11 protein-coding genes are annotated in these 15,385 nt (G+C 67.0%); 7 read left to right on the plus strand and 4 right to left on the minus strand.

What is annotated here, in order from left to right; translation table 11 throughout:
- Window positions 1–68: 68 nt before the first annotated feature.
- Genes VLF18_RS05770 through VLF18_RS05780 form a run of 3 tightly spaced genes read right to left on the minus strand, consistent with a single transcriptional unit; the run spans window position 69 to window position 7,620 of the window.
- Entirely contained in the window at window positions 69–3,143 is a 3,075-nt protein-coding gene (locus VLF18_RS05770) for an efflux RND transporter permease subunit (protein ID WP_325278663.1), read from the minus strand.
- Window positions 3,140–6,448, minus strand: a complete 3,309-nt coding sequence (locus VLF18_RS05775; RefSeq protein WP_325278664.1) for an efflux RND transporter permease subunit — start codon at window positions 6,446–6,448, stop codon at window positions 3,140–3,142. The genes VLF18_RS05770 and VLF18_RS05775 overlap by 4 nt, the downstream gene beginning before the upstream one ends.
- On the minus strand, window positions 6,445–7,620 hold the full coding sequence (locus tag VLF18_RS05780) for an efflux RND transporter periplasmic adaptor subunit (RefSeq protein WP_325278665.1): 1,176 nt from the start codon (window positions 7,618–7,620) through the stop codon (window positions 6,445–6,447). Before VLF18_RS05780 ends, VLF18_RS05775 begins: the two co-directional genes overlap by 4 nt.
- A 351-nt stretch (window positions 7,621–7,971) precedes the next feature.
- Between VLF18_RS05780 and VLF18_RS05785 the strand changes: the two genes are divergently transcribed.
- Window positions 7,972–8,292 (plus strand): c-type cytochrome, encoded by a 321-nt coding sequence (locus VLF18_RS05785; RefSeq protein ID WP_325278666.1) that lies wholly within the window; start codon window positions 7,972–7,974, stop codon window positions 8,290–8,292.
- Between the two features lie 16 nt (window positions 8,293–8,308).
- Window positions 8,309–8,665 carry a cytochrome c gene (locus tag VLF18_RS05790; protein WP_325278667.1) on the plus strand — a complete coding sequence of 119 codons (357 nt, stop codon included), beginning with the start codon at window positions 8,309–8,311 and terminating at the stop codon, window positions 8,663–8,665.
- A 72-nt stretch (window positions 8,666–8,737) separates the two neighbouring features.
- Here VLF18_RS05790 and VLF18_RS05795 read toward each other — a convergent pair whose 3' ends face one another.
- Window positions 8,738–9,349 carry an NfuA family Fe-S biogenesis protein gene (locus tag VLF18_RS05795; RefSeq protein ID WP_325278668.1) on the minus strand — a complete coding sequence of 204 codons (612 nt, stop codon included), beginning with the start codon at window positions 9,347–9,349 and terminating at the stop codon, window positions 8,738–8,740.
- Window positions 9,350–9,450: 101 nt separating this feature from the next.
- On the opposite strand from VLF18_RS05795, the gene VLF18_RS05800 reads away from it, so the two are divergent.
- The 5 genes from VLF18_RS05800 to VLF18_RS05820 all read left to right on the plus strand — a co-directional run bounded on the left by VLF18_RS05800 (window position 9,451) and on the right by VLF18_RS05820 (window position 15,235).
- The gene (locus VLF18_RS05800) at window positions 9,451–9,783 is read left to right on the plus strand and encodes a 4a-hydroxytetrahydrobiopterin dehydratase (protein ID WP_325278669.1); all 333 of its coding nucleotides are present in this window, start codon (window positions 9,451–9,453) and stop codon (window positions 9,781–9,783) included.
- A 5-nt stretch (window positions 9,784–9,788) separates the two neighbouring features.
- Window positions 9,789–11,258 carry a CPBP family intramembrane glutamic endopeptidase gene (locus tag VLF18_RS05805; protein WP_325278670.1) on the plus strand — a complete coding sequence of 490 codons (1,470 nt, stop codon included), beginning with the start codon at window positions 9,789–9,791 and terminating at the stop codon, window positions 11,256–11,258.
- Between the two features lie 271 nt (window positions 11,259–11,529).
- Entirely contained in the window at window positions 11,530–12,114 is a 585-nt protein-coding gene (locus VLF18_RS05810) for an ECF-type sigma factor (RefSeq protein WP_325278671.1), read from the plus strand.
- Entirely contained in the window at window positions 12,098–14,677 is a 2,580-nt protein-coding gene (locus VLF18_RS05815; protein ID WP_325278672.1) for a serine/threonine-protein kinase, read from the plus strand. Before VLF18_RS05810 ends, VLF18_RS05815 begins: the two co-directional genes overlap by 17 nt.
- A gap of 114 nt (window positions 14,678–14,791) precedes the next feature.
- Window positions 14,792–15,235 (plus strand): hypothetical protein, encoded by a 444-nt coding sequence (locus VLF18_RS05820; protein WP_325278673.1) that lies wholly within the window; start codon window positions 14,792–14,794, stop codon window positions 15,233–15,235.
- Window positions 15,236–15,385: the final 150 nt, after the last annotated feature.

The raw sequence follows: 15,385 nt of genomic DNA on the forward strand, positions 1-15,385 counted from the left end.
GCCGCCGCGCCCGGGCCGGACGCGGCAGGTCCGGCACCGGCGGCGCGGCGGCCGCCGGTGCGCGACGGTCAGGCCGCTTCGGCGCGGCGCGTGATGCGGCCGGCGAGCGCGTCGCGGAACACGCGGCGCACCCACATGCGCATGTCGTCGAGCTGCGCGTAGATGACCGGCAGCGCAAGCAGGGTCACGCCCGTGGAGAACACGAGGCCGCCGGCGATCGCACGCGCCATCGGGTAGTACGGCGGGCCGTCGCCGCCCATCTCGGTCGTGCTGATGCACAGCGGCACCATGCCGAGGATTGCCGTGCCCATCGTCATCAGGATCGGCCGCAGGCGGTCGCGCGCGCCGGAGACGAGCGCCTCGGTCCGCAACATGCCTTCGTGCCGCAGCTGGTTCACGTGCACGATCATCACGATGCCGTTGTTGACGACGACGCCCATGAGGATCAGCACGCCGATCGAGGCCATGATCGAGAACGTCGTGCCGGTCAGCCAGAACAGCCAGAACACGCCGAAGATCGAGAACACGAACGTGGTCAGGATCGCGGCCGGAAACACCAGCGACTCGAACATCGCGCACATGACGACATAGACCAGCACGAGCGCGAGCAGCGTGTTCAGCAGCATCTGCTTGCCGGCTTCGTCGGACTCGTCGAAGCTGCGGCCGAAGGTCCAGCGATAGCCCGCCGGCAGACTCACCGACTTCATCGCGGTCTCGATCGCCTTGCGCGCTTCGTCCTGCGTCACGTCGGGCGCGAGGTTCGCCGCGATCGGCAGCGAAGTCTGGCGGCCGTCGCGCTGGATGGCCGAGGCGGCGTCCTGCGTGCGCACGTCGACGAGCGACATCAGCGGCACGAGCGTGCCGTCGGCGCGGCGCAGCTTGAAATCGGCCATGCCGGCGACGCTCTGCGTGTCGGCGCCCTGGAAGCGCAGCCACACCGGGATTTCCGTATCGCCGTTGCGGAATTCCTTGAGCGGCGCGCCGCGCAGCGCGATGCCGACATAGGTCGCGACTTCGCCGGCGGAAAAGCCATACGACTTCGCGCGCTCGCGGTCGACGCGGACCGCGACCTCGCGGTCGCCGGTACGCTCGGCCGTGCGCACGTCGCGCAGGCCGGGCACGCGGCTCAGCACCGGAATCACCGCCTCGGACAGATCGTGCAGCACGTCCATCGAATCGCCGACCAGCGAGACGCGCAGGCCTTCGTTGTTGCCGCCGCCGCCGTTGAAGTCGAAGCTCGCCTTGCCGACCGGAATCTTCGGCAGCCCCTTGCGGATGTCTTCCATGATCTCGCTGGGACTGCGCTTCATCTGCTTGGCGTCGACGAGGATGATGTTGGTCATCGCGTCGCCGCGCTCGTTGGCGTAGCTGTAGACCGACTTGATGTCGAACTCGGCCTTGTGCGACAGCAGGTATTCCTCGACCTTCGCGATCGACTTCTTGAGTTCCTCGAGCCGGTACAGGCCGTTGAGGTCGTACTGCATGCGCAGCGTCGCGCTTTCGCCGGCCGGGAACATGTCCTTTTTCACGAACTGCATCGGCCCGGCGATGCTCGCGACGCTCATCAGCACGACGCCGAGCGTCGTCAGCTTGCGGTGGCGCAGGGTCCAGTCGATCAGGCTCGCATAGCTGTCCTGCATGCGCGTGACCAGCGTCTTGCGGCCGACGAACTTCGGCGTCGGCAGGCGCGCCGACAGCATCGGCACCAGCGTGACCGCGACGAGCCACGAGGCCAGATGCGCGATCGACATCGCGACGGCGACCTGGGTCAGGAAGATGCTGATCTGATTCTTCTCGCCGAAGATGTTCGGCAGGAACACGACGATGCTCGAGAACGTACCCGCGGCGATCGCGATGCCGACGACCTGCGTGCCTTCGACCGCGCAGAACCAGGGTTTGTCGGGATATTTTTCGCGATATTGATAAATGCTCTCGACCACGACGACGGCGTTGTCGACGAGCATGCCGACCGCGAGCAGCAGGCCCATCATCGACAGGATGTTCAGCGAGATGCCGAGGAAGTACATGCAGCCCAGCGTCATCACGAAGCAGATCGGAATCGCGAGCGACACCATCAGGGTCGAGCTGACGTCGCGCAGGAAATAGAACAGCACGACGATCGACAGCAGCGTGCCGACGATGCCGGCCTCGGACAGTTCGTACAGCGACGAGGTCACCGCGCTGGCCTGGTCCTCGAGCGCATAGACGTCGATGCCGCGCATTTCCGAGGACTGCTTGATCAGCTCGACTTCTTCCTTCACGAGACGACCGACCTCGACGAGGTTCGCGTTGCGTTCCTTGTAGATATCGATGCCGATGGCCGGACGCGTGTCGAGCCGGCGCATGTAGTCCAGGCGCGCCGGCTTCAGCGAGACCGTCGCGATGTCGCCGAGTTTCAATCCGCGGTCGTTGATGACGAGGCTGCGCACGTCCTCGAGGCTCTTCCACTCGCCCTGCGGCTGCACGCGATAGCGCGTCGCGCCGTCGAGGATCTGCCCGGCCGAGACCGAGAAGTTCGCCTTGGACAGCTGCGCGTAGAGCTCGTTGAGACTGACGCCGGTCGCGGCGAGCCGGTCGGACGACAATTCGATCTGCAGCTCCGGCGGCGCGACGCCTTCGATCGACACGCGCGCGACGCCCGGGATCCGCTCGAGCGGCCGCTTCACGCGGCGATCGAGCAGCTCATAGGAGTTCGTCATGTCGATGTCGCTGGCGACGCGCAGCTGCAGCAGCGGCTGATCGGACGCGGAGAACTTCAGCACCTGATAGCGCTGCAGATCCGACGGCAGGTCCTTGCGGATGCCGTCGAGCTTCTCGCGCGCCTCGACCGCCTTGACCGCGACGCTGTTGCCCCATTTGAACTCGATGAAGATCTGCACGCCGTCCGCGCGCGAGGTCGAGCGCATGCGCTGGATGCCCGGCACCGTGGACAGCGCCTCTTCGATCGGCCGCGCGAGCACGCGCTCGACTTCCGCCGGCGTCGAGCCCGGATAAGGCACGTCGACGAACAGGAACGGGAACTCGATGTCGGGAAACTGCTCCAGCGGCAGCCGGACCGCGGCGATCAGCCCGATCACCATCATCGACAGGAAGAACATCGTGATGGTGACGGGACGCTTGAGGCTCAGCTCGGCGAGATTCATGACGTGTGCTCCGCGGGTTCCAGCGTCGCCGAGGCCTTGCGCGCCGCGTGGCGCTCGGCGCGCGCGCGGTACCAGGCGTCGCCGCGGAAGTCGAGGCGGTCATAGACGATCGGAATCACGACGAGCGTCAGCAAGGTCGACACGAGCAGGCCGCCGATCACCGTGATCGCCATCGGCGCGCGCACCTCGGCGCCGTCGCCCAGACCGATCGCGAGCGGCAGGAAGCCGATCAGCGTGCAGAGCGTCGTCATGACGATCGGGCGCAGGCGCGATTCGGCACCCTGCACGATTGCATCGCGCTTGTCGACGCCGGCCTCGCGCAACTGGTTCACGCGGTCGATCAGCACGATCGCGTTCTTCACGACGATGCCGACGAGCATGATCAGGCCGATGAACACGACGACGCTGATCGCGTTGTTCGTGAGTTTCAGGGCGAGCACCGCACCGACCGCCGCGAGCGGGATCGAGAACATGATCACGAACGGATGCAGCAGCGACTCGAACTGCGAGGCCATCACGAGATAGACCAGGAAGATCGCGAGCGTCAGCGCGAAGATCAGCGAGTTCACCGACGAGTCGAGTTCTTCGCTCTGGCCGCCGATGTTCACCGAAATGCCGGCCGCGAGCGGGTTCTTCGCGAGGATGCCGCGGACTTCCTCGACCGCCGTGCCGAGATCGCCGTAGGCGAGGTTCGACGAGACGATCGCGACGCGCTCCTGGCTGACGCGGTGGATCTCACTCGGCCCTTCGGTCGCGATCACGTCGGCGACCGCGGACAGGCGGATCGGCTTGACCGCCGCGACCTGTCCCGGGGCCGCCGCGGCAGCGGCCTGCGCGGCGGCGACTTCGTCGGAATTGACGATGAGATTGCGGATGTCCTCGACGCTCGCGCGGTCGTCCTCGCGCGCCCGGACGAGCACGTCGATCTTGCGGTCGCGGAAGTTGTAGCGCGTCGCGACTTCGCCGCGCACCTTGCGCACGACCTGGTCGGCGATCGCGCGCGTGGTCAGGCCCAGCGCGGCGGCGCGGTCCTGGTCGAAGCGGATCTGCACTTCCGGATAGCCACCCTCGACAGTCGACTTCACGTCGGTGAAGCGGTCCGACGCCTTCATCAGCGACGTGAGCTTCTGGCCGGCTTTCCTGAGCGTGTCGAGATCGTAGCCGCGAATCTCGATTTCGAGCGGCGTCGAGAAACTGAACAGCTGCGGCCGCGAGAACTTCACTTCGACGCCCGGATGCGTCGTCATGGTCTTGCGCAGCGCGTCCATCGCCGCGCGCTCGCCCTTCTCGCCGGCATCGGGCTTCAACGCGATCAGCAGGCGCGCGATGTTCTCGCCCGACTCGGTCGGATTCGCATCAAGACGCGTGCCGACGCCGGACACGCCGTAGATCGAGGCGATGTTCGGATCGTTCGCATGGGCGAGCTGCAGTTCGCGCGCGAGCGCGTCGCTGTTGACGAGCGGCGTGCCCGGCGTCAGCTTGACGGTCATCTCGAAGCGGCCCTGCGCGAGCTGCGGGATCAAGTCCATGCCGAGCGTCGGAACCAGCAGCAGCGTGCCGGCGAACGACGCGACGGCGAAGCCGAGCACGAGCCACGGCCGCTTGAGCACGTTCGGCAGCATGCGCGTATATCCGTCCGCGAGCCGGTTGTACGGCGACATCAGGACGCGGCCGACGACGCGCAGCGCGCCGCCGAGCACCGTGCCGATGCCGCCGAACACGCGGATGAACAGCCACGCGAGGCCGCGCGGGATCGCGCCGAAACGGCCCTGCGGCCTTTCGGCCATCGATTCCTCGCGATATGCCAGCGGCGCGGCGCCCTTGAGCGAGGCCAGCATCGGGATCAGCGTCATCGACACGACCAGCGAGATCAGCATCGCGAACGTGATCGTCAGCGCCTGGTCGCGGAACAGCTGGCCGGCGACGCCCTGCACGAACACGAGCGGAAAGAACACCGCGACCGTGGTCAAGGTCGACGCGGTCACCGCCATGCCGACTTCCTTGGTTCCCTGTATCGCGGCCTGCACGTAACTCAGGCCCTGCTCGCGCAACCGCGCGATGTTTTCGAGCACCACGATGGAATCGTCGACGACCATGCCGGTCGCAAGCGCAAGACCGCCGAGCGACATCACGTTGAGGCTGAGGTCGGCCTGTCCCATGAAAAAGAACGTCGTGATCAGCGAGATCGGCAGCGACAGCGAGATGATGAACGTGCTCCAGCTGTCGTGCAGGAAGAAGAAGATCACGAGGATCGCGAGCAGGCCGCCGAGCATCGCGTCGAAGCGCACCTCGTGCAGTGCGGCGCCGATGAACAGCGACTGGTCGTCGATGACCTTGAGTTCGGCGTTGGCCGGCAGCGTCTTGTTCTCGCGCATGCGCTCGACTGCGTGCTTCACGCCGTCGGCGACGCTGACCGTGTTGGCATCGCCTTCCTTGTAGACAGCCAGCTCGATCGCCTCGCGGCCGTCGATGCGCACGATGCCTTCGCGTTCCTTGTAGCTCTGGTGCACGCGCGCGATGTCCTTCAGACGGATCGGCACGCCCTTGTCGATCTTCACGAGCAGCTCGCGCATCTCGTCGACGTTGGCGAACTGGTTGATCGTGCGCACGAGGTAGCGCTGCGAGCCTTCTTCGATGCGGCCGCCGGAAATGTTGACATTTTCGTCCTTGAGGCGCTGGACGACGTCCTCGACGCCGACGCCGAGCTGCGACAGCTTCTGCTGGTCGATCTCGACGGCGACTTCGTCCTCGAGACCGCCGCCGACCTTGACTGCAGCCACGCCGGCGACCGGTTCGAGACGCTTTTTGAGTTCATCGTCGGCGAAGCGGCGCAGCTGCTTGAGTTCGGCCTCGTTGAAACCGCGGTCGTCGCTCTTGCCGGACAGGCCGTAACGCACGATCGGATCGGTCGACGGGTTGAAGCGCAGCAGCAGCGGCTTCTTCGCTTCGAGCGGCAATTGCAACAGTTCCAGTTTGTCGCGAACCTCGAGGCTGGCCATGTCCATGTCCGTGCCCCAGGTGAATTCGAGGATGACGTCGGACTGGCCGGTGCGCGACACCGAGTGCAGCTTGCGCACGTTCTTGACCACGCCGAGCACTTCCTCGACGGGCTGGGTGATCAGATTTTCTATTTCCAGCGGCGCGGCACCTTCGTATTCGGTACGCACGGTCAGCGTCGGATAGGACAGGTCGGGCAGCAGGTTGACCTTGAGGCCGGACAGCGCGATCAGGCCGAACAGCACGAAGGTCAGCGTGAACATGAAGATCGTCACGCGGCGACGCACGGCGATGTCGACGATGCTCATGGCGTCTTCTCCGCGACCGGAACGCCGGCCGCAGCGGGCGCCGGGGCCGTGTCGATGATCTGGATCAGCGTGCCGTCACGCACCGCGTTGCGGCCGACGGTGATGACCTGGTCGCCGAGTTTCAGGCCGTCGCGCACTTCGACGTATTCGCCGTCGGCAAAACCCATGTGGATCACGCGGCGCTGCGCCTGCAGCGACGATGCCGCTGGCGCCTCGGCCGCGGTCTTGGGCGCGTCGGGTTTCGGCGCGGCGGCCTCGGGCTTGGGCGCCTTGGCGTCCTTCGCGTCGGCGGCCGGTGCCGGCGGGGCTGCCTGCACGACGACATATACGGCGGTCTCGCCGTCCTCTTCGATCAACGCGCTGCGCGGAATCGCAACGGCGTCCTGCTTGCGGTCGTAGATGACGTCGATGCGCCCGAACATGCCGGGCTTGAGCGTCTGCGCCTGCGCGTCGAAGCGACAGGTCACGCGAAACGTACCGCTCGCCGCGTCGACGACCGGACTGACGCGCTCGATCACACCGGGGAAGCGTTTTCCGGGGAGTGCATCGACGACCATGCTGACGGCCTGTTCGGACTTCAGCGTATTGAGTTCGCGCTCGGGCACGTTGAGCACGCCGAGCAGCGGGTCGAAATCGACGATGTGGAACAGCGGCTGATTGAGCTGGATCAGGTTGCCTTCCTTGACGTGACGCTTGCCGATCACGCCGTCGATCGGTGCGACGACCTGCGTGTACGAGAGCTCCAGCCGCGCGAGGTCGTGGACGGCGCGCTGGTTGTCGAGGTCGAACTTGATCTTGTCGTGCTCTTCGAGCGAGAGCAGCTTCTTGCCGAACATCTCGTCGGCGCGGCGGTAGTCGGCTTCGAGCTTGCGCAGCGTCGCCTCGGCCTTGGCGAGGCTCAGGCGCGGACTCGCGTCGTCGAGTCGCGCGACGACCTGGCCCTGACGCACGGTGTCGCCCTCCTCGACGAACAGCTTCAGCAGAACGCCATTCGTCTTGGCGACGACGTCGGCTTCGCGATCCGCTTCGAGCGTCGCCGTGCCGGAATAGCTGGCATCGATGGCGCGGCTCGCGACGACAGCAGTTTCGACGGGAACCAGCGCGGCCGCATCGGCCTGCTTGGACGTGTCGGGGCCGCCCTGACCGCACGCGGCCAATAGCGAAGATGTCAATATAATCAAAGCGATACGATGCATTCCTGACCGATGGGCGGAACCGGAACGACGTGTGTCGGGGAGCATGGCGAGAGGCCCGTGTGCTGGTATTGTGGTGTTATACTAGACTACATCACTAGTCGTGGCAACAAGCCACGGCGACCTTTGATGCCGTTTAGCTGGCGATGGATGCACCGGGTTTGCCCTCCGCGGTGATGGTGAGCATTCTGTGAAGGCATCTGCGCGGCGTCGTGAGCCGGTAGTCACGAACGTACCGGCGCAGGACAGACGCGGCTGGAGCTTGCCGCGCCGCGCCGGCTATACTCGCCGCTTTACCAGCCAGGCAACCGCCCCCGCCGGAACCCGACGATGACCCGATCGCTACTGCTTGCTTCCCTGCTGGCCGCCTCCGCTCTCGCTTCGACCGCGTACGCCGCGGGCGACAAGGAAGCAGGCCGCCTGAAGACCTATACCTGCCATGGCTGCCACGGCGTCCCGGGTTATACGAACGCATATCCGAACTACCACGTGCCCCTGATCGCCGGCCAGAACTACGACTATCTCGTCGCCGCGCTCAAGAGCTACCAGACCGGCGAGCGCGACCATCCGACCATGCGCGCCCAGGGCGAGAGCCTCTCGGCCCAGGACATCAAAGACATCGCCGCGTATCTCGCCGGCCTGACCCCGTAATTCGAGGATGCACCGGATGAATCGCCTCTACTCGCTGCTCGCGCTGGCCCCGCTGCTGGCCGTTTCCTCGTTTGCCCAGGCCGCCGGCAATCTCGATGCCGGCAAGAAGCTCGCCGAACCGTGCGCCGCCTGCCACGGCGCCGACGGCAACCCGACCGATCCGCAGTATCCGCGCCTGTCCGGCCAGTATCGCGACTATCTGCAGGAAGCGATGCATCAGTACAAGAACGGCAAGCGCAAGAACGCCATCATGGCGGGCTTCATGCAGCCGCTGACCGAACAGAACATCGCCGATCTCGCGGCCTATTTCGCGCAGTTGCCCGGCGGCAGGCTCGGCGATCTCAGCCAGCCGGCCAAGCCGGCCGGCAAGTAAGTCCGGCTCGCACAGATCGAAAAAGCCCGGCGAAAGCCGGGCTTTTTCGTTGCGGACCACAGTGACAGCCGATCAGGCCATCGCCGATGTGCCGCCGTTCTCCCGCGAGAAATACGGATTGGCGCCGCTGGCATGGTCGGTCGCATCGCGCACCGCGGTAATTTCCGGAATGCGCTCGCGCAAGGTCTTCTCGACACCGTGCTTGAGCGTCACGTCGGCCATGCCGCAGCCGTGGCAGCCGCCGCCGAAACGCAGCAGCACGACGCCTTCGGCAGTGATTTCCTCGAGCGTTATACGCCCGCCGTGCGACGCGACGCGCGGATTCACTTCGGTCTCGATGACGTAGCGCACGCGCTCGACGAGGCTCGCGCCGTCGCCCGGCACCTCGCCCTTGATGCGCGGCGCGCGGATCGTGAGCTGGCCGCCGGTCGGCGAGGTTTCGTAGTCGATCTCGGCCGCGTCGAGAAACGGCACGCTCGCGGCGTCGACATAAAGCGGAAAGCCGCGGCATTCGACCGTCCACTCGTCGCCGGCGAGATCGGCCGGTTCGCAGAATTCGAGCTGGCAGTCGGCGGCTGGCGTTCCAGCCTTGACGGCGCGCAGGCGAATGCCGAGTCCGGGAATGCCCTGTTGCTCGATCAGCTTCAGAAAATGCTGCTGGGCGCGTTCGGAAATATCGATCATGACGGCTCCGTTGAATCTGGACCATTGTAGTCCTGATTCAACGACCGACCAAGCCGGCGCATCGCTATACTCGCGCGTCTTTTGCCTGCCGGAGCCACACGATGACGAAGGATGAACTGATCGCGACCCATTGCATTCCGCGCAAGGGCGCAGACCACGCGCTCGATGCGACGGCAACCGCCGAACTCGCTGCGCTGCTGCCCAAGTGGCGAATTGACGGCAGCGAGCTCAAGCGCGAATTCCGCTTCCGCGATTTCCACGCGACCATGGGCTTTGTCAACGCGGTCGCCTGGATCGCCAACCGCGAAGACCATCACCCCGATCTCGAAGTCGGCTACAACTACTGCCGCATGCGCTGGTCGACGCACGATGTCGGCGGCCTGTCGCTGAACGACTTCCTCTGCGCCGCCAAAGTCGACGCGCTTTCGGCCTGAGCCACATGCGTGCGCGGCTGCTGCCGTTCGCGGGCTGGCTGCTGTGTGCAGCAGCGGTCGCGGCAGCCCTGCAGTGGCTGGCCTCAACGCAGTTGCGCGCCGAACTCGTGCGCGAAGCCGTCGCCGCGCTGTCGCCGCTCGCGCGCGGCGACACGCCGCACCGCTGGGATCTGAGCCGGCCCGGCACGCTCGTCGGGCGGCGTGTACATGGCGACTGCGACGCCGCGTTCGACGACGGCGGCCTGGTGCTGCGCCGCGGCTCGCGGCAGTGCGAAATTGCGGTCACGCTGCGCGTGCCGCTCGACCTTGTGCGCTTCGACGCGCTCGAGATTGCCGCCGGCGGCCCGCTGCCCGAATTCACGCTGCAGATTCGCGAACAACTGGCCGCGCCGCAGCATCTCGCCGAGGCCGCGGGTTCGTCGCCGTGGCAGCTCGACCGACTGGCGTGGCGGCTCGATCGGGGCGACGGCGACGCAGCCCCCGCGCGCGCGGCCATGCTGCGCCTGCGCTTCGCGGCGCTCGACGCCGATCTGCATCTCCGCGCGATCGCGCTGCTGCCTGCCGACCGGACGATCCGCCAGATGACGGACCTCGCGTCGTCGGCCTGGAGACCACTGAAACTCGGCCTCGAAACCGACCCGCGACGGGCGCCGCTGTTCGCCGTCGACGGCCTGCAGCGGCCGGAAACGGTGCTGCTCGCGCGCGACGACCTGCGCGAACGCGAGCCCGCTGCCGTCGTCGTATACCGTGACGACATCGATCGCGTCGTCGCCGGGCTGACCGCAGCGCCGCCGGCAGGAAAGGCCGCCGACTGGCTGCCGGCCGGCCTCGCACTCCTGTTGTGCGTGGCGACGATCGCGCTGCGCGGCCGCCGGCGTGCGCGCGCGCTGCTCCAGGCGCTGCTGGCGCTTGCCGTGCCGGTCTGGCTGATTGCCGGACTCCGGATCGGCGACGATCCCGATGGCGTCACGCAGGCGCTGGTCGCGCTTGCGGCGCTGTATGCCGTCGCCCTCGCGGCGACGCCGACGGCCACGCCGTGGCGCTGGCTCGGCCGGTCGCGCGCCTGGATGTTCGCCGCGGCCGCACCGCTGATCGCGTTCGCCATCGTCCTGCTCGCCGGGCGGCCCGATCCGGCCGCGCTGTCGCCCGTCGCGCTCGCGGGCTACCTGCTCTGGGCGCTCGCGCAGCAATACCTGATCTGCGCCGTCGTCGCCGACCGGCTGCGCACCGCAGGCATTGCCGCACGCTGGACGGTGCTGGCCGCGGCGGCGGCGTTTTCGCTGCTTCACGCGCCGAATGCCGGACTGATGCTGGCGACATTTCTCAGCGGATTGATCTGGAGCGCGCTGTGGCTGCGCGAACGCAGCCTGCTCCCGCTCGCCGCCTCGCACGCCGTGTCGGCGCTAGTGCTGACTTCGGGTCTGCCGCCGGCGTGGCTTCGCTCGGCCGAGGTCAGTCTGCGTTACTACCTCTGACGCCACTGCCCGGCCGGGCGCCGTCACTCAATGTATACATCTGTCCGATTTGGCATCAGTCGGCGAAGACCCGCGGGCCGCGTTCGGGGCGTTGTGCCGGCCGCTTCGGTCGTTCCGGCGCGGCCGGCCCGGAGCCGACTGCGAGACCCACCGCAGTTTTTGCACGCCCGGCGCGCAATCGCGGGACGAAGCGTGCGCTGGACGAGGAATTCGGATTGCGCGTTGCGGTCGCACTGGGGCTACACTGGAGCTCGCAAGCAGGGGGTTTGTGATGTCCTCGATCACGGAACTGCTCGATCGCTGGAAACGCGGCGATCGGAGCGTCGAAGATGCCTTGGCGACCGACATATATCCGGTGCTGCGCGAACTCGCGCGCGCGCAGGTGCGCCGCCACGGCGGCGCGCTGACGCTGCGCGCGACCGAACTCGCGAACGAAGCCTACGAACGACTGCACGTACAGCAGGGCGTCAACTGGCAGAACCGCGCGCATTTCCACGCCATCGCGGCAACCCTGATGCGCCGCGTCGTCGTCGACTATCTGCGCGAACGGCAGGCGGAAAAGCGTGGAGGCGATCAGTTGTTCATCGCGCTCGACGACATGAACCAGCGCGAGGCGCCCTCGCAGGGCGATCATGTCGACTGGCTCGCGGTCGATCAGGCGCTCACCGAATTCGCGCAGGCCGCGCCCGAGGCCGCGCGCGTCGTCGAGTTGCGCCTGTTCTCGGGCCTGACCAAGGAAGAAATCGCCGAAGTCTGCGGTTCGTCGCGCGCGACCGTGGGCCGGCAGTGGCGCTTCGCGCGCGCCTGGCTCGCAGAGCGGCTGGACGTCGTGCCCGGCGATGAAGACGCCGGCTGAGCGCATCCGGCGTCTCGGCGAGCTGTTCGACGAGGCGCTCGATCTCGACCCGGTCGGCCGTGAAGCGCTGCTCGAACGCTGCCGTGCCGAAGATCCGACGCTGGCCGACGAACTCGCGCGGCTGATCGAGCGCGACCGCAGCCTGCTCGGCAGCGAACCGCGCACGGCGCTGGGCCTCGTCGAGACCAGCCTCGACGCGCGCGACAGCGACGCGCTGCAGCCCGGATCGACGTTCGGCGTCTATACGCTGGAACAGGAAATCGGCCGCGGCGGCATGGGCCGCGTGTTCCGCGCGACGCGCAGCGGTCCGGATTTCGAGCAGGAAGTCGCGATCAAGTTCGTGCGTCGCGACCTGCTGCATCCGGCGCTGCTGCGCCGCTTCTCGACCGAACGCGCAATCCTCGCCGCGCTCGACCACCCCGGCATTTCGCGTCTCATCGACGCGAGCACGACGCCGGACGGCACGCCCTACGTCGTCATGGAATTCGTGCGCGGCCAGGCCATCGACGGCTGGGCCGACGCGCGCATGCTCGGCGTCACCGATCGGTTGGGCCTGTTCCGCAAGGTGCTCGCCGCGGTCGCGCACGCGCATCGCAATCTCGTCGTCCATCGCGACATCAAGGCGAGCAATGTGCTCGTCACCGACGACGGCGAGATCCGGCTGCTCGACTTCGGCATCGCCAAGCCGCTCGGTCGGCTCGGCGACGTCAAGGCGACGCAGACCATGGACCGTTTCCTGACGCCGTCGAGCGCCGCGCCCGAGCAGCTGACCGGCGGACCGATCACGGTCGCCTGCGACATCCATGCGCTCGGCATGCTGCTGTATGAGCTGCTGACGGGCCGGCTGCCGTTCGCGTTCGCGAACATGACACCGGGCGAAATCGAAACGGCGATCCGCCAGTTGCCGCCGCCGTCGATGGCGAGCCGCATCGGCGATGCCGATCTCGTGCTCGCGCAGGCGCGCGGCTTCGGGAGCGTGCGCGAATTGCGCGATGCGGTACGCGGCGACCTCGAACACATCGTGCAGCGCTGCCTGCGCAAACTGCCCGGCGAACGTTACGGCACGGTCGACCAGCTCGACCACGACATCGACTGCGTGCTCAAGGATCAGCCGATCCGCGAGCGGCAGAGCGATCGCTGGTATCGCTGGCGCAAGTTCGTCTCGCGCCACCGCGTCGCGTCCGGTCTCGCGCTGCTGCTGTTCGTCACGATCGTCGCGGCGGTCGCCGCGATCCTGCGCCAGAACGTCGCGATCACGCACGAGCGCGACCGCGCGCAGCGCGCGGTCGGCCTGCTGAAGAACGCATTCACGGCAGCCAATCCGACGGAAGTCACCGGCGCCAACGTGACCGCGCGCGCGGTGCTCGAAGCGGCGCGTCCTTCGCTGGAAGCCACCTTCGAGTCGCAGCCCGACGTGTATGCCGATCTCGCGAGCACGCTGGCCGAGGTCGAGCTCGCGGTGGGCTTGAGTCCTCAGGCCAGCGAACTCGCCGAACGCGCGGTCAAGGCCGCCGAAAATGCCGACCTCGATCCGGAAACGACGGGACGGCTGCTCGTGCTCGAAGCGCGCGCACGCACGAGCGCCGGCGACTATTCGAGGGCCGAGCAGCGCCTCGCGCGCGCCGCTGCGCTCGGCGTGCGCGACACGCCGGAATGGGAGCTCGCGATGGGCGCGCTCGACTATCAGCGCAGCCGCTCCAAGGAAGCGATACGACATCTCGAGGTCGCCGTCGGAATGACGCGCGGCCGGCCGCCGTCGGACGACGTCGCGAATCTTGCGCGTTTGAATCTCGCCGGCGCCTTGCGCGCTGCCGACCGCAACGAGGAAGCGCTCGCTCTGCTGGATCAGACCCTGGCCTGGCAGAGCACCGGCCTGGCGACGGATCACCCGCGGCTGACGCTCGCGCGCCTGTACCGGCTCGACGTGCTGCGCCTCGTGCGCGGCGCGGCCGCCGCGGCGGCAGAAGCGCGCAAGGTCGTCGCCGAGATCGATCGCATCTACAGCCCGAACAGCACGGTCTCTGCGCAGGCGCGCAATTCGCTCGGGATTTCGCTGACGGAAATCGGGCAGCGCGAGGAAGGCGTGCACGCGATTCGGGAATCGCTTGCCGCCTGGCGCAATTCCGTCGGCAGCGATCATCCCAATACGCTGCGCACGGCCTACAACCTCGCGCGCATGCTCGCCACGCTCGGCGGGCATGACGACGAAGTCGAGGCGCTGTATCGCGAAATCCTGCAACGCGGTGAAGCGGTGAAAGAAGAAACGCGTTTACCGCTCGTATTTTGGCGCAATCATTTCGCCCAGTTTCTGCTCAAGCGCGAACGTCCGACGGAGGCGCTGAATCTGCTCGTCGGCGGCAGCGGCGTCGCACAGGCGCAGGTGCTCGCGAGCAAGGCGAGTCATCGCGCCGCGTACGCAAAGGTGCTGCGTCAGGCGATCGACGCGAGCGGCTGCAACGTCGCGCCGCGTGCGGAAATCGCTACGCTCTGCACGAGCGCCGTCGAATTTCTCGACACCGAACCCATGCACGAGCCCGCCACAGATTCTGACAACCCTGCGTGAGCCGTTCACATGGCCTTTTGCGAGTTCGCTTGTAACATCGGTCGAGACGTTCACGACTTTTCGCGAGTGTCGATCGGTCCTTAACTTTTCCTTACGGCCTAAGGGGGGCTATCCATGTTCCGTCCCATTTTCATGATCGCTTCGACCGCACTGATTGCATTCGCATATTCCGGCAACGCGGCTGCCAGCGGCGACGAGTGGTGTCATACGCGCCTGCGCGCGCTCTGCAGCGAGGAGTGCTATGCCTACATGGCACCGTCCAATGTCATCGAGAACGAATGCGACATGAAGACGCTCGTCATCACCGTCGACGCCATCGACGCTCCGCCGGCGGATCCGAGCCTGCAGTGCACGGCCAGCGGCGGCGGTTATCTCTGCGAAGCGTGGCCGCAGGGCGAGGCGATCAGCTACAGCTGGTCCGACGACAGCACGTTTTCGAGCGACGCACGCAATCCGTTCCGCCAGGTCAGCTGCGGCGCCGGCACGCTGAGCGTCGCCGTGATCGGTCCCAGCGGCGCGTCTTCCGTCGCTTCGGCCGAACTGCCGGCCTGCAACTGAGCGGCGTCACGGTTCGTGACAATTCGCACCGACATGCGTGAGCCCGCGTGCCATCCCGATACGAGTAGGAATCATCGGGCTCCGCAACGCCCTGTCGCATCGCAGTCGCCACGCGCCCCCTGAGCGTGGCGGCTGCGCTGCGGTATCCGC

The sequence above is a fragment of the Tahibacter sp. genome (assembly GCF_035481375.1).
Classification (GTDB): domain Bacteria; phylum Pseudomonadota; class Gammaproteobacteria; order Xanthomonadales; family Rhodanobacteraceae; genus Tahibacter.

Excerpts from the sequence above, each read along its gene's own strand:
- VLF18_RS05770 (WP_325278663.1), bottom strand. The coding sequence starts at position 3,143 with ATGAATCTCGCCGAGCTGAGCCTCAAGCGTCCCGTCACCATCACGATG.
- VLF18_RS05775 (WP_325278664.1), bottom strand. The coding sequence starts at position 6,448 with ATGAGCATCGTCGACATCGCCGTGCGTCGCCGCGTGACGATCTTCATG.
- VLF18_RS05785 (WP_325278666.1), top strand. The coding sequence starts at position 7,972 with ATGACCCGATCGCTACTGCTTGCTTCCCTGCTGGCCGCCTCCGCTCTC.
- VLF18_RS05790 (WP_325278667.1), top strand. The coding sequence starts at position 8,309 with ATGAATCGCCTCTACTCGCTGCTCGCGCTGGCCCCGCTGCTGGCCGTT.
- VLF18_RS05795 (WP_325278668.1), bottom strand. The coding sequence starts at position 9,349 with ATGATCGATATTTCCGAACGCGCCCAGCAGCATTTTCTGAAGCTGATC.
- VLF18_RS05800 (WP_325278669.1), top strand. The coding sequence starts at position 9,451 with ATGACGAAGGATGAACTGATCGCGACCCATTGCATTCCGCGCAAGGGC.
- VLF18_RS05805 (WP_325278670.1), top strand. The coding sequence starts at position 9,789 with ATGCGTGCGCGGCTGCTGCCGTTCGCGGGCTGGCTGCTGTGTGCAGCA.
- VLF18_RS05810 (WP_325278671.1), top strand. The coding sequence starts at position 11,530 with ATGTCCTCGATCACGGAACTGCTCGATCGCTGGAAACGCGGCGATCGG.
- VLF18_RS05815 (WP_325278672.1), top strand. The coding sequence starts at position 12,098 with ATGAAGACGCCGGCTGAGCGCATCCGGCGTCTCGGCGAGCTGTTCGAC.
- VLF18_RS05820 (WP_325278673.1), top strand. The coding sequence starts at position 14,792 with ATGTTCCGTCCCATTTTCATGATCGCTTCGACCGCACTGATTGCATTC.